The 13,710-nt window shown below is 68.5% G+C and carries 12 protein-coding genes; 4 read left to right on the top strand and 8 right to left on the bottom strand.

Going from position 1 to position 13,710, the window contains the following annotated elements:
• Positions 1-12 precede the first annotated feature (12 nt).
• Entirely contained in the window at positions 13-1,047 is a 1,035-nt protein-coding gene (locus QM714_RS16805) for a Rieske 2Fe-2S domain-containing protein (protein WP_415102488.1), read from the top strand.
• 86 nt (positions 1,048-1,133) lie between these two features.
• On the opposite strand, the gene QM714_RS16800 is transcribed toward QM714_RS16805, so the two are convergent.
• Together QM714_RS16800 and QM714_RS16795 are read right to left on the bottom strand one after the other, a co-directional pair.
• A complete protein-coding gene (locus tag QM714_RS16800; RefSeq protein WP_415102487.1) occupies positions 1,134-2,414 on the bottom strand; it encodes a cytochrome P450 in 1,281 nt (426 codons plus the stop codon).
• Between the two features lie 97 nt (positions 2,415-2,511).
• A complete protein-coding gene (locus tag QM714_RS16795) occupies positions 2,512-3,867 on the bottom strand; it encodes a glutamine synthetase family protein (RefSeq protein ID WP_415102486.1) in 1,356 nt (451 codons plus the stop codon).
• 212 nt (positions 3,868-4,079) lie between these two features.
• On the opposite strand from QM714_RS16795, the gene QM714_RS16790 reads away from it, so the two are divergent.
• The gene (locus QM714_RS16790) at positions 4,080-4,874 is read left to right on the top strand and encodes an acetoacetate decarboxylase family protein (protein WP_415102485.1); all 795 of its coding nucleotides are present in this window, start codon (positions 4,080-4,082) and stop codon (positions 4,872-4,874) included.
• Positions 4,875-4,952: 78 nt separating this feature from the next.
• Here QM714_RS16790 and purU read toward each other — a convergent pair whose 3' ends face one another.
• On the bottom strand, positions 4,953-5,795 hold the full coding sequence (gene purU, locus QM714_RS16785; protein WP_415102484.1) for a formyltetrahydrofolate deformylase: 843 nt from the start codon (positions 5,793-5,795) through the stop codon (positions 4,953-4,955).
• A gap of 142 nt (positions 5,796-5,937) precedes the next feature.
• Between purU and QM714_RS16780 the strand changes: the two genes are divergently transcribed.
• On the top strand, positions 5,938-6,444 hold the full coding sequence (locus QM714_RS16780) for a MarR family winged helix-turn-helix transcriptional regulator (protein WP_415102483.1): 507 nt from the start codon (positions 5,938-5,940) through the stop codon (positions 6,442-6,444).
• Between the two features lie 39 nt (positions 6,445-6,483).
• On the opposite strand, the gene QM714_RS16775 is transcribed toward QM714_RS16780, so the two are convergent.
• The 5 genes from QM714_RS16775 to QM714_RS16755 form a co-directional block, all read right to left on the bottom strand.
• The gene (locus tag QM714_RS16775) at positions 6,484-7,518 is read right to left on the bottom strand and encodes a S66 family peptidase (protein WP_415102482.1); all 1,035 of its coding nucleotides are present in this window, start codon (positions 7,516-7,518) and stop codon (positions 6,484-6,486) included.
• 48 nt (positions 7,519-7,566) lie between these two features.
• Entirely contained in the window at positions 7,567-8,286 is a 720-nt protein-coding gene (locus QM714_RS16770; protein ID WP_415102481.1) for a gamma-glutamyl-gamma-aminobutyrate hydrolase family protein, read from the bottom strand.
• The gene (locus QM714_RS16765) at positions 8,283-9,143 is read right to left on the bottom strand and encodes a fumarylacetoacetate hydrolase family protein (protein WP_415102480.1); all 861 of its coding nucleotides are present in this window, start codon (positions 9,141-9,143) and stop codon (positions 8,283-8,285) included. The genes QM714_RS16770 and QM714_RS16765 overlap by 4 nt, the downstream gene beginning before the upstream one ends.
• Positions 9,144-9,239: 96 nt before the next feature.
• A complete protein-coding gene (locus QM714_RS16760) occupies positions 9,240-10,190 on the bottom strand; it encodes a catechol 1,2-dioxygenase (protein ID WP_415102479.1) in 951 nt (316 codons plus the stop codon).
• Positions 10,191-10,262: 72 nt separating this feature from the next.
• On the bottom strand, positions 10,263-11,738 hold the full coding sequence (locus QM714_RS16755; protein WP_415102478.1) for an aldehyde dehydrogenase: 1,476 nt from the start codon (positions 11,736-11,738) through the stop codon (positions 10,263-10,265).
• A 293-nt stretch (positions 11,739-12,031) separates the two neighbouring features.
• On the opposite strand from QM714_RS16755, the gene QM714_RS16750 reads away from it, so the two are divergent.
• On the top strand, positions 12,032-13,561 hold the full coding sequence (locus QM714_RS16750; RefSeq protein ID WP_415102477.1) for an APC family permease: 1,530 nt from the start codon (positions 12,032-12,034) through the stop codon (positions 13,559-13,561).
• Positions 13,562-13,710: the final 149 nt, after the last annotated feature.

Below are 13,710 nucleotides of genomic sequence, written 5' to 3'. Positions count from 1 at the left end.
GAAGGAGTCACGATGACCACCCGTCCCGGCCGCGGCCGCCCCCAGATCCCCCACTCGGCCTGGTATCCCCTCGCCCTCTCCGACGAGGTCGGCCGGACACCGCTGGCGCGGCGGGTGCTCGCCACGTCGGTCGTGCTCTACCGCACCACCTCCGGCGCACCGGTCGCGCTGGAGGACCGGTGTGCGCACCGACCCGTTCCACTCAGTGGTGGACGAGTCGACGGGGACGACATCGTCTCCGGCTACACCGGCTTCCGGTACGCCCCCGACGGCCGCTGCGTCGGCGTGCGCACCCAGGTCAACGTGCCGTACGGCGTCGCCGTGCGCGCCTTCCCCAGCCACGACGACGGCTCGTTCGTCTGGGTCTGGACCGGCGATCCGAGCCTGGCCCGGCTCCGGCCCCCGCCGGACACCTCCTGGCTCCGCGATCCCGCCTGGTCCTCCTTCGGCGACGCCTGGGAGACCCGAGCGTCGGTGCGTCTGCTCATCGACAACTTCTCCGACATCACCCACGTCGTCAACGTCGATCCCGAGATCGCACCGCCGGCGTTGGATGCCGGGCCCACCCCACCGCTGAACGTCACGGTCAGCGAGACGACGATGCGCTTCACCCGGGACTTCCCTCCCGGACCGGTCTCAGGGTGGCACTCGATGGTGGCCGGCCTCGACCCTGACGTGGCCTTCGCCCAGCGCGAGGAGGGCGAGTTCTGCTCACCTGGCCTTTGGGTGGACCGCTGGCACATCGAAGCCGGGGACCAGACCCTGAGCTTCCTGTTCACCCATGCGCTCACCCCCGTCGACGAGGCCAGCACCCGCCACATCTGGCGAGTCAGCCGCAACTTCTCCCCCGGCGCCGCCGCGACCGGCACCCTGGCGCCCATGTTCGACCGCTACTACCGCCGGGTTCGCGACGTGCTGGAGACCATGCAGCAGGTCGTCGACAGGGACGGCGACCGCCCCGAGGTGAGCGTGGCCGCTGACGCAGCGGCCGCCGCCGTCCGCCGCATCCTCGACCGCCTCGTCGCCGACGAGAGCGGAGTCCGCTGACGGAGCCGTAGAGCCGTCGCCGCGCTGTCGGGTTGCGGCCCGCCCAGACTGCGACGCCGCCTGTCGCGCTGCCGTCCGGCGGCGCGTCAGGCGGCCGTGACCTTGACCGGGAACTTCTTGATCCCGTTGACGAAGTTGGAGCGGACCCGGGTGACGTCGCCGGCCAGCTCGATGTCGGCGAGGCGCGGGAGGAGCTCCTCGAACATCAGCCGGATCTCCATCCGGGCCAGGTTGTTGCCCAGGCACAGGTGCGGGCTGCCCTTGCCGAAGGTCATGTGGTCGACGTTCTTGCGGGTCACGTCGATGCTGTAGGGGTCCTCGAACATGGCGTCGTCCCGGTTGCCCGAGCCGAACCACATGACGACCTTGTCGCCCTCCTTGATCTGCTTCCCACCGAGCTCGACGTCCTTGGTCGCCGTACGCCGGAAGTGGTAGACCGGCGAGGCCCACCGCAGCAACTCCTCGACCGCGTCGGGGACCAGCGCGGGCTCCTCCTTCAGCCGAGTGAGTTGGTCGCGCTGCTCGATCAGTCCGAGCATGGAGTTCGAGATCGCGTGGCGGGTGGTCTCGTTGCCGGCGATCACCAGCAGCGAGAAGTAGTTGTTGAAGTCCTGCTGGCTGAGCGGGACGCCGTCGGCGGGCATCTGGTTGGCCAGCATCGAGACCAGGTCACCGCCGTCGCCGCCGATGCGCTTGCTCTTCAGGTCCTGCCCGTAGTCCCAGACCTCCTGCACCGTCGGCGACCGGAAGGGCAGATGGCGGTACTCGTCGGACTCCGCCAGGTCGAACCGCACCTTGGCGTAGTCCGGGTCGGTGTTGGCGACCAGCTCGTTCCCCCAGGCGATCAATTGCGCGGTGTCACCTTGCGGCACGTCGAGCAGTCGGGCCAGCACGTTGATCGGGAAGTCCGCGCTGATCTTGTCGACGAAGTCGATCTGGCCGTCGTTGTCCGCGGCTTCGGCGAACGCCGCGTCGACGGTGCGCTTGGTCAACTCGCGCAGGAACGCCTCGTAGTTCTTCATCAGGTTGCGCGGGGTGAACTCGCGCTGTACGAGCCGCCGCAGAGCGGCGTGCCGGGTGCCGTCGGTCTCCAACAGCGACCGACGGAAGTCCATCAGGTCGTCGTCGACCTCCTCGATGTTGACGAACTTCTCCGAGGTGAACGTCTCCGGGTCTCGGTCGACAGTCCAGATGTCGTCGTACTTCGTGATCGCCCAGAATCCCTTGTTCGGCGCATCCTCCCGGTTCCAATGCACCGGGTCCTCGGCGCGCAGCGTGTCGAGCTGGCTGAAGCCACGGAGGTCGGCGAAACCGTCGATGTCGGAGAGGTCGACGTCCTCGAGGGCGACAGGGACGTGTCGTGGCACAGCGACTCCTTCGGATATGGGCTCATTCGGACACCACGGACCAGCCCGCTCGGCGGCTCAGGGCGCCGAGGGGGATCGCCCAGGATGCCTCAGCGGCCTAGAGGTGATAGGTGTACTCGTGGAACTCCCAGTCGGTGATCCAGGTGTTGAAGCGCTCGATCTCGTCTCGCTTGTAGGTCAAGAACGCGTTGACGAACGTCGGACCCATGACCTCGGCGAACTCCGTGTCCGCCTCGAGCGCGTCCAGCGCCTTGCCCAGGCTGTTGGGCAACTGCGCGGACTTCGCGAGGTCGTAGCCGTAGCCGACCAGCGGCTCCGCAGGCTCGATCTTGTTCTCGATGCCGAGCAGGGCCGCGGCCAGCATCCCGGCGATGGCGAGGTAGGAGTTGGCGCTGGCATCGCCCAAGCGCAACTCCATCCGCGAGGCGGAGCCCCGCTCCGGCGGGATCCGGACCATGGCTGAGCGGTTGTCCATGCCCCAGTCGATCAGCCACGGCGCGAGGGTGTCGGGGCCGAACCGCTTGTAGGAATTGATCGTGGGGTTCGCCACCGCAGCCAGCGCGGGGGCGTGGGCAAGGATCCCCCCGACCGCGTGGCGTGCCAGCTCTGAGAGTCCGTGTGGCCCGTCGGGGTCGTCGAACAACGCGGTGGCCATATCCGGCGACCACATCGAGAAGTGCAGGTGGTAGCCAGAGCCGCCCTCGTCGTTGAATGGCTTGGGCATGAAGGTGGCCAGCCGGCCCTCCCGGAGCGCCAACTCCTTCACAGCGTGCTTGAAGCGGTGTGCTCGGTCGGCGGCGCCCAGGGCGTCACCGTGCCAGAGGTTGATCTCGAACTGGCCGGAGGAGAACTCGTGGTTGGCTGCGATCGCCTCGATGCCGTACTCGCCGAGCATGCGCAGCGAGGCCAACAGCACGTTCTGCGGGTCGCCCTTGAAGCCCGAGACGTAGACGTTGCCGGTGCCCTCGCCGTACCGCTGCCAGCCCGACGCCGACTTCTTCGACTCCTCCAGGATGTAGAACTCCAGCTCCGGTCCGACGATCGGCTGCATCTCCAGCTCGCCGAACCGCTCGATGACCGAGCGCAGCACGTAGCGGGGGCTCTCCTGCGAGGGCGACCCGTCGGGGTTGAACACGTCCGCGATGCAGTGCGCGACGCCTGGCTCCCAGGGGATCGGGAGCAGGGTGTCGACGTCCGGGAACGCCACCACGTCGGGAAGGCCCGCGGAGAGCCCGCCCTCGATGTCGACCACGCCACCGCGAGGCGTGGTCCCGAACACGGAGCGGCAGAAGGCGACGCCACTGCCCACCGTTCGGGGAAAGCGATTCACCAGGACGTCACGACCCCGGTCGGTGCCGATGATGTCGGCGTACCCGAGCCGCACGACGTCGATTCCCTGTTCGGTGAGCCGATCCGCCGCGGGTTGGAGGCCGGAGGTGTCGAAGTGCGCCATGGGCAGGCTCCTTCTGATGGAGGACATGGGCCAGATCACTCAGCATGTCGTTTGGGTCCGAACAGTACCGACGCTCCCGGGAGCGGGCAAGAGGTTCCCCGGGCACGGCGCGGCGGCTATCGTACGGACCCGAACGTCTTTCCACGGCCACCTCCGTCGCGCAGACCCCGACCTGGCAATCCGCTTCCACCTCACGATCAGGAGCACCCGGCATGACCGAACTGAAGGGCTTCTTCTTCCCCCGTACGGCGTCCGGCCAGGCTTCCCTGATCCCGTCGCCGCCGTGGTACTACTCCGGCGATCTACTCACCGTGGAGTACCGCACCGACCCGGCCCGCGTCGCCGAGCTCCTTCCGGCACCACTCGAGCTCGCCCCCGAGGACCCCGGCGCGGTCGCCCTGATCTGGGCAGATTGGCAGTCCTGTTCCGCTTCACGCGAGGAGTTGCTGGACCCGGTCCGGTCGCAGTACAAGGAGTGCTTCGTCGTGGTCCGCTGCTCCTTCCGCGGCGAGGTCTACTCCCGGTGCGTCTACATCTGGGTCGACAAAGACTTCGCGATCGCCCGCGGCATGCACCAGGGATACCCCAAGAAGCTCGGCACCATGTGGCAAACCCGGCCGCACGCCTTCCCGCACGCCTCGCCGGTGATCGGTCCCGGTGGCCAGTTCGGAGCGACGCTCGCGGCCGGCGACCGCCGCCTAGCCGACGTCGTGCTCACCTTGCGCGAGCAGTCCGACGGCAACGGCTTCGTCAACGGCCACCCGATGGCCCACCACCGCATCTACCCCGACATCGCGGGTGGCCGCGACGTCTACTCCGAGCTGATCCGCTCTGGCGGCGCCGAGTTCGAGGGTGGCCAGTCCTGGCGCGGTGACGTCGAGGTCAACCTCTACGACTCCCCTACCGAGGAGCTCTCCCGGCTCACCGTCGATGAGATCATCGGCGGCTACTACCGCCAGGTCGGCGTCGTCTGGAACGGCGGCACCACCCTCGAGCGCCTCATCTGACCTCTCCGCGACGGCCGCGCTGACGAACGTTAGCTGCGTTGCGATTGGCTCTTCTGGCCAATCGCAACGTCACCGCACTCAGTCGAAGACGACGGTGCGGGCGCCGGTGAGGAAGACCCGGTCCTCGGCGTGCAGCCGCACGGCGTGGGAGAGCACCCGACGCTCCACGTCGCGGCCGATCGAGACCAGGGTGGAGGCGTCGTCGGCATGACTGACCCGGACGACGTCCTGCTCGATGATCGGGCCCTCGTCGAGATCGGCGGTGACGTAGTGGGCAGTGGCACCGATCAGCTTGACGCCCCGCGCGTAGGCCTGGTGGTAGGGCTTGGCACCCTTGAAGCCCGGCAGGAACGAGTGGTGGATGTTGATCATCCGGCCCGACAGCGTGCGGCACAGGTCATCGGAGAGCACCTGCATGTAGCGGGCCAGCACCACGAAGTCGACGTCATGCTCCTCGACCAGCCCCAGCAACGCCGCCTCCGCCTCGGGCTTGGTCGCCCCGGTCACCGGGATGTGTTCGAAGGGCACACCCGCGCGCTCCACGATCTCTCGGCAGTCCTCGTGGTTGGAGACCACCACGGGCAGCTCGACCGGCAGCTCGCCGATCTGCCACCGGTAGAGCAGGTCGACCAGGCAGTGGTCGAACTTCGAGACCATGATCAGCGCGCGCCGTCGTACCTGCACGGGCCGGATCGTCAGCATCGGTTGGTACGCCGCCACCTGCGCGGCAAGCGCCGCGCGCACACCATCGGTGTCGTCACGGTCGGCCTCGAAGTGGGTGCGCATGCAGAAGATGCCCGTCACCGGATCGGAGAACTGTGCGTTCTCCACGATGTTGCCGCCGACCGACACGACTCCCTCGGCCAGCGCCCGCACGATGCCGGGACGGTCGGGACACGAGAGGGTGAGGACGTAGTGCACGCGAGGACGCTACCAACCCTGCGGTGACGCCCGGGCACCGCTCCGCGACGGTAGTACGGTCCCGATTGGCTGGACTTCTGTGGAGGGCCCAGCCAATCGGGACCGTACTACCTCTGACCGGGGCGCCGAGTAGGGTCGACGCATGCCGGATCAGCACACCCTCGAGGAGACCGAGAGGGCGATGAACGCGCGCGTCGCCGATCTGGCGCTGAACTTCCACGCTGCCCATGCGATCTCCAGCCTCTACCGGGCCGCCAACGCGGCACGCCAGCACCTGACGAACTCGGTCCTGCGGCCCAACGACCTGACCTGGACCGGCTTCTTGGTGCTGTGGCTGCTGTGGATCTGGGAGAGCATGCAGACCCGCCACGTCGCCGAGAACGTCGGCATCTCGAAGGCGACCCTGACCGGAGTCACCGACACCCTGGTCGGCCGTGGCCTGGTGGTCCGCATCCCCAGCACGGTCGACCGCCGACTGGTGGAGCTGACCTTGACCCCGGCCGGGAAGTCCCTGATGGCCGAGATCTACCCCCAGTTCAACCTCGCCGAGGCGGATCTGGTCGAGCAGTTCACCGCAGCCGAGGTCGACACCCTCACCCGGCTCCTCCGACAGATCGTCACCAGCAGCGAGGACTGCGCAGACGACTGACCGCGGGGCATCGCCGGCGGGCGTCACCGGGCAGGTCCGCTAGTAGCGGACCGAGATGGTGCGCTCCGCGCCGTCGAGGCGGACCAGGCCGCCGTGGGGGACGACGAGTTGAGGGTCGGTGTGGCCCAGGTCGACGTCGAAGACAGTGGGGACCTCGACATGATATTCACGCAAGACCTCCAACACGGCCTCGCGCTGGGCGGTCACGTAGCCCGCCCGTCGGGTAGGGCTGTGGCGTCGCTCCAGCGACCACGCCTTCGGTCGGCCGATCAAGATCCCCGCAAACCGCTGCAGCAGATCGCGCTCGGCCATGCACATAAGGACGCGCCAGACGTACTCCGAGGAGGGCAGCTCCTCTGAGGTCTCCAAGAACAGCACCGCGCCGTCGTACTGCTCCTCGGGCAGGACGTAGCGGCTGGCTCGCAGCTGGAAGTCGACGATCTCCAGCGAGCCTCCCCACAACCTGCCCTCGACTTGCTCGGCGGGGCCGTGCCAGATCCACTCGGTGCCCGGCATCATCTCTGGCGCGGAGCTCGCCCAACCCGGCTCGGCCCAGTCGCGCTCCATGTCGGTGTAGACGTCGGCGGGGCGCAGGTCGTACCACTCCGAGGTGAACATCGCCATCGTGAAGGCATAGGCGCTGTGGTCGTTGAGGGCACCGGGCCGACCGAGCATGGTCATCACCGTGCCGCCGTAGTAGGACACCAGACCCAGGTTGAAGAGATAGTGATGCAGGTTGGTGTTGTCGCTGATCCCGAAGAACGGCTTGGGGTTGTCACGGATCAGGTCGGCGTCGAGATAGCGCAGGATTTTGAGCTGGTCACTGCCACCGATGCTGGTCACGATCGCCTTGATCTCCGGATCGGCGAACGCCGCCATCACATCCGCGGCGCGTGCCCGCGGGCTCGACCACCGTCGGGTGGTGGGGTACTCCACCGGCCGCAGCCCGAAGTCTCGCTGGAGCCTGCGCAGGCCGAGCTCGTACGGCGCCGGGAAGACCTCCGGCAGCGCGGCCCCCGGCGACAGCACCGCCACCTGGTCCCCCGGCTGCGGCTTGGGCGGGTAGAGCGGCATGGCGGAACGGTAGACCGGTGTGTGTCGGCGGGGAACCCCGGGGCTTCGTCAACCCCGGGCGGCGTCGACGAAGGCGCGGAGCACGGCCAGCTGCTGGGGGTCGACGTCCCAGGTGTCCTCGGGATGCCACTGCACGCCGAGGAACCAGCCACGAGCCTCGGGGATCTCGACGGCCTCGACCACGCCCTCCTCGGAGCGTGCGGTGACGACCATCCCGGAGCCGAGCTCGGCCAGACACTGGTGGTGGTAGCAGGAGACCTCGACGGCATCGCCCAAGACGGTGGCCACCCGGGACCCCGAGTCGATGCTGACACGGTGGACCCGGTTGCGGTGATGGCCGATCTCCCCGCCGTGCTCGTCCATGTCCTGCACCACGGTGCCGCCGCGGACGGTGTTCACGACCTGGGTCCCGCGGCAGATCGCCAGCAGAGGCACGCCGGCGGCGAGCGCCACGCGGGCGGCCGCGAGGTCGAAGGCGTCCTGCTCGTCGTCGACGTCGTAGAGGCTCGCGTGGTCGGGCTGACCCGACCAGTGGGCGGCGATGTCGCCGCCGCCGGGCAGCAGGACACCATCGGCCCAGTGCAGGCGCTGCGCGACCTCCTCGTCGTCGACCTCGCCGCCCGGTGCTGCGGGGAACACCATCAGGGGCTCCCCGCCGGCGGCGTAGACCGCCGCGATGAGCTTGCGGGAGGCGACGACCGCGCGATAGCGCAGCGCCGAGGCGCTCTCGGAGAACCGGGCCGGGATCGCGATCAGCGGCCGCGTCACGGCGTCGGTGGGAGCGGCTTGCGGATCCCGCGGAACTCCCAGTCACCACCTTGTGCGGTCGACAGGACCTCTTCGGACTCGGTCGGCTGGGCGCCGACGTCGTCTCGGATCGGGGTGGGCCCGGTGACGATGTGGTTGCGCAGCGTGCCGAGGCCCTCGACCTCGACCTCGACCACGTCGCCGGGGTAGACCGTCCTCGAGATGGCCGGGGTGCCGGACAGCAGCAGGTCACCAGGCTGCAGGGTGATCGTCCGGGCGATGTCGGCGACGAGGTAGTGCATGTCCCACTCCATCTCGTCGGTGTTGCCGTCCTGGCGCACCTCACCGTTGACGAGGGTGCGGATCTGCTTGCCGCGGAAGTCCCAGCCCTCGACGACGCCCGGACCCACCGGGCAGAGCGTGTCGGCCCCTTTGACCCGGAGCATCGAACCGGAGTCGGTGTCGCGGAAGTCGTGCAGGCCGTAGTCGTTGGCGACGGTGAACCCGCGGATGTAGTCCCCCGCCTCCTGCGGCGAGACGTTGCGGCAGGTCCGCCCGATGACGATGGCGATCTCGCCCTCGTAGTTGAGCCACTCGCATCTCTCCGGCCGCACCACGGCCGCCTCGTGGGAGTTCAGCGCGGAGACGGGCTTGTGGAAGTACGTCGGCGCCTGCGGCAGCGAGGTCATCATCTCGGTGACCCGGGAGATGTAGTTCAGGTGCACGCAGATGATCTTCGACGGCGTCACCGGCGGCAGGTGGATCGCATCGGCGATGGCCACCTCGCGACCGTCGCCGGCCACCAGCGTGTCGTCGCGCCGGACGACCTCGACCGGGTTGCCGTCCAAGAGGATGCGGCGGGTCTCGCGGAGAGTCATGGTGCTCCTTCGGGTGGTGTCGCGGGGTGGTGTCGCTGAGGACGTCATCCTGACCGGTCGCCCGGGCGACCCGCCGCTATGACGTCCGCCGGATGCTCAACCGGCCGCGGTCAGGTCCGGGCCGGCCATCTGCCGAAGGTACTCCGGGTCCTCCGGTGTCGCATGCGCTCGAGGGAAGCCAGCGTCGGGGCGGTCGAACCACAGGTGCACCTGACCGGTGCCGATGGAGTTCTCGTAGTCGCCGTACTGCCGGGCCTTGGAGGTGTTGTCGCCCTCACCGAGCGCACCCGCCATCAGCAGGTAGTGGGCGAACATCGCCTCCGGCCGATAGGGCATGAACTCACCCATCGTGTCGAGCACCCGGGCGTGGTCGCCCTCCTTGAACCAGGCGATCCGGTCCATGTCGGCGGCGTACGCCTCCGGCGTCCGGATGTGCTCGACCCCGGCGGCCTCGTGGTCGCGCAGTTGACGCAGCTTCCAGAACGTGTGGGACAGCGCGCCCGAGGCGATCAGCAGCACCTTGCGGTCGGTCTCGGCGATCGCGTCACCGAGCACCCGGCCGCAGCGCAGGAAGTCCTCCGCCTCGCCGGTCTGCGCCACGCTGACGGAGATCCAGCGCTTGTCCAGTCCCTCGCCGAGGAACTTCCACAGGTTGAGGGTGGCGTAGTACATCGGCAGGTAGGCGTCGTCGATGGCCGTCACCCAGGTCGAGTGCGTGGCGTCCAGGCGGTCCATCGCCCAGGCCAGCTCGGGGTCCCCCTGCCAGTCGTAAGGGATGCGGCACATCCCGCGCGGCAGCTCCTCGGCCGTGAACAGTCCCGCACGGCGGTCCTGAGCGGTGACCACGAACTCCACGGTGGTGAACCAGTGTGAGTCCACGACCACGACGGTGTCGTAGTCGACGGTCTCGAAGACGTCTTTGCGGAGCTGGTGCAGCGCCTCGACCAGACTGAAGTCGGCGCCCTTGTTGAGCTCGCGCCGGGTGTCCTCCGGCAGCATGATCGTCGGGACGTGCGCCAGCAGACCGGCACCTACTACCTCGCCCATGTCACTCCTTCCAGCCCGTCGGGCCGAACACGCTGTCAATGGTCTTCCCGCGACCGGGCACGGGCGTCTTCGTCATGATCGCCACCCGGTCGGCGCGAAGACGGAGTTCTTGATATCGGTGTAGAAGTCGAAGCTCCAGATGCCGCCCTCGCGGCCGATGCCGGACTTGCCGTTGCCGCCGAACGGCGCGCCCAGGTCGCGCACGAAGAAGCAGTTGACCCACACCGTGCCCGCGTTGAGCCGGCCGGAGACCCGCTCCGCGCGAGCCGGGTCGCCGGTCACCAACGTGGCCGCCAGGCCGAACGGCGTGTCGTTGGCCATCTCCACGGCCTGGTCTTCGGTCTCGAAGGTCTCGATGGTGACCACCGGCCCGAAGACCTCCTCGGTGAGGATCTCCGAACCGGGCTCGGCGTCGACCAGGATGGTGGGCCGGAAGTAGAGACCGCCGAGGTCGTCGTTGGGACCACCACCCAACAGCGCCTTCGCGCCGTCGGCGAGAGCGCGCTCGACGAAGCCGGCCATCCTCTCGAAGTGGGTGCGGTGCACCAGTGCGGACACGTCGGTGCCCTCTTCGCGCGGGTCACCCTGGCGCAGTTGGGCCGCGTTGGCCACCACGCGCGCGGTGAACTCCCGGGCGATCGAGGACTCGACTAGCATCCGCGCCGCCTTGAGGCAGACCTGCCCGGCATTGTCGAACTGCTCGACCGCCAAGTCGACGGCCAGGTCGAGATCGGCGTCGGCGAAGACCACCAGCGGCGACTTGCCGCCGAGCTCGAAGGAGAGCGGCACGATGTTGGGCGCGGCCGCCGCGGCGATCACACCGGCGGTCGGCACCGAGCCGGTGAAGCAGAGCCGGTTGATGCCCGGGTGCGCGGTCAGCGGGGCGCCCGCCTCCCGGCCACTGCCCTGCACCACGTTGAACACCCCTGGCGGCATCCCGGCCTCCGCCATGACGTCGGCGAGCAGGCTCGCGGTCAGCGGCGCCCACTCCGGCGGCTTGACCACGACAGTGTTCCCTGCCGCCAACGCCGGTCCGATCCGCCAGGTCGCCAGCATCAGCGGCGCGTTCCACGGCGTGATGATCGCGACGACACCAGCCGGGTCGTAGCTCACCCGCTCCCGGTGGCCGCGCACGTCCATGTCGGGATGGCCCAGCTGCTCCTCGGCGTAGTCGGCGAAGAACCGGAAGTTCATCGCCACCCTGGGCATCACCCCGCGGCGGTGGGAGCGGATCAGGGAGCCGTTGTCCCGGGTCTCGACCCGGGACAGGTCCTCGACCCGCGCCTCGATCCCGTCCGCGACACGCCGCAAGATCGCCGACCGCTCGGCGACCGGCAGGCCAGCCCACGCCGGAAAGGCGGCCCGGGCGGCGGCCACGGCACGGTCGACCTCCTCGGCCCCACCCGCATGCACCTGCGCGATCTCTGCCTCGTCGATCGGCGAGATGTCGGCGAACGTGCTCGCGGAAGCGACTCGCTCGCCCCCGATCCAATGCCGAAGATCGACCTCGACCCCCTCGACCACGGCCGTGGTCGCCAGTTCGGCCATCGGTTCCCCTTCACTCGGTGCCCGTTTGCGGATCCGTCCAAGTGAGGCAACCCTCACCCAGGAATCGTTTGGGGCCAAACGTATTGGTCGGGCTGCACAGGGTCAAGAAATCCGGCGGCCCTCCGGGCGGGGGGCTTGGCAACCCCGGAGCCGACCCATATCGTACGGGGCCAAACGGCCTCGGTTGTGATCTGGCGGACAAGGACGTCTGCACGAGATCCCCGCACGAGATCACCGCAGCCCTCGGGAAGGCCCAGCACGGTCCCTGATCCCTCGCACCCGTGGAGAACCACATGACCAACGCCGAGCCTGCGCCGACCTCGGAGTCGATCGCGCGCCGCGATCAACAGCAGCTCCGACACAACCGTCTGGGTGTACTGGCCGTCGCCTTCTTCGTCATCTCGGCCGCAGCCCCGCTGACCGGAATGGCAGGCGGCGCGCCCGTCTCGATGCTGCTCGGCAACGGCCCCGGCATTCCCTCGACCTACCTCGTCGTCACGACGGTGATGTTGATCTTCGCGGTCGGCTACGTCGCGATGGCCCGTCACCACCAGTCCGCGGGTGCGTTCTACTCCTACGTGGCGCACTCGATGGGCGGCCACGCCGGCGGTGCGGCCGCCTGGGTGGCGCTGGTCGGCTACAACGCCATGCAGACCGGCCTCTACGGCCTGTGGGGCTTCGCCTCGTCGGCTTACCTGAGCACCCTCAACTCCAGCTGGAACATCCCGTGGTGGGTGATGGCGCTGCTCGCCTGGGCGATCATCTCGGTGTTGGGTTACCGCCAGATCGACCTGTCGCTGAAGGTCCTCGGCATCTTGGTGGCCTGCGAGTTCGTGATCGTGCTGATCTTCGACCTGATGGTGTTGGCCAAGGGCGGCGCCAGCGCCTCCGGCCAGGCGCTGAACGCGAGCTCATTCAGCTGGGGCTCCTTCACCACCGGGAGTCCGGCCATCGGCCTGCTGTTTGCCGCCGCGTCCTTCGTCGGCTTCGAGGCCACCACGATCTACTCCGAGGAGGCCAAGAACCCCCAGCGCACCATCCCGCGCGCCACCTATCTCGCGGTGCTGACGATCGGGCTGTTCTTCTTGTTCACCTCCTGGCTGATGGTCAATGCGTACGGCGACAACGCGACGCTGCAGCAATTCCTGGTCAGCGACGACCTCGGCGGCGACCCCACGAACTTCCTGTTCGCCATGGCGGTCCCCTACATCGGTGAGTTCCTGACCATGAAGGTGATGCTGTTCCTCTTCGCGACCTCGGTCTTCGCCGCGCTGCTGGCCTTCCACAACGCCGTCGCGCGCTATGCCTACGCGCTCGGTCGGGAGGGGCTGGTGCCCGAACGCCTCGGCAGGACCCACGAGGTTCACCTCTCCCCGCACATGGGCTCACTGAGCCAGAGCGTGCTGGCCTTCGTGGTGATCGTCGCCTTCGCCGTGACCAAGCAGGACCCGGTGCTGCACCTGTTCACCTGGCTGACCCAACTCGGCACCCTCGCGATCACCTACCTGATGGCCGTCGCGGCATTCGCGGTGCTCGCATTCTTTGCCAAGCGCCCTGGGCTGGAGAGCAACCCGTGGCGCACCAAGGTCGCCCCGATCGTCTCGGGCGTCGCCCTGGTGTTGTTGTCGGTGTTCGCGACCGCCAAGTTCAAGGATCTGACCGGTGCAAGCACTGGCCTGACCGTGACCCTGGTCGGCCTGATCCCGCTGGGCGCCGCCATCGGTGCGGTCTCGGCCGCCGTGTTGAAGAGCAGGGAGCCGGAGGCGTTCGCACAGATGGGTCGCAACCGCGCCGTCCAGTTGCACGAGCCTGGGCTCGACTGACCACCCAAGGCTGACCCGGCGCACCCGCGCGCCGGGTCAGCGACATCTCGCGGGAGGGAATCGCGACCGCGGGCGTGTATCGATCAGATTTCGGTGCCGGGACGGTCGTTGTGTCACTGAATCCTCCTGTCTTAGGGTTCAACGCACCC

This window comes from Nocardioides sp. (genome assembly GCF_047602075.1).
In the GTDB taxonomy this organism is placed as follows: domain Bacteria; phylum Actinomycetota; class Actinomycetes; order Propionibacteriales; family Nocardioidaceae; genus Nocardioides.
Note: the sequence above shows the minus strand (reverse complement) of the source record. Positions and strands in the feature narration are given on the sequence as shown.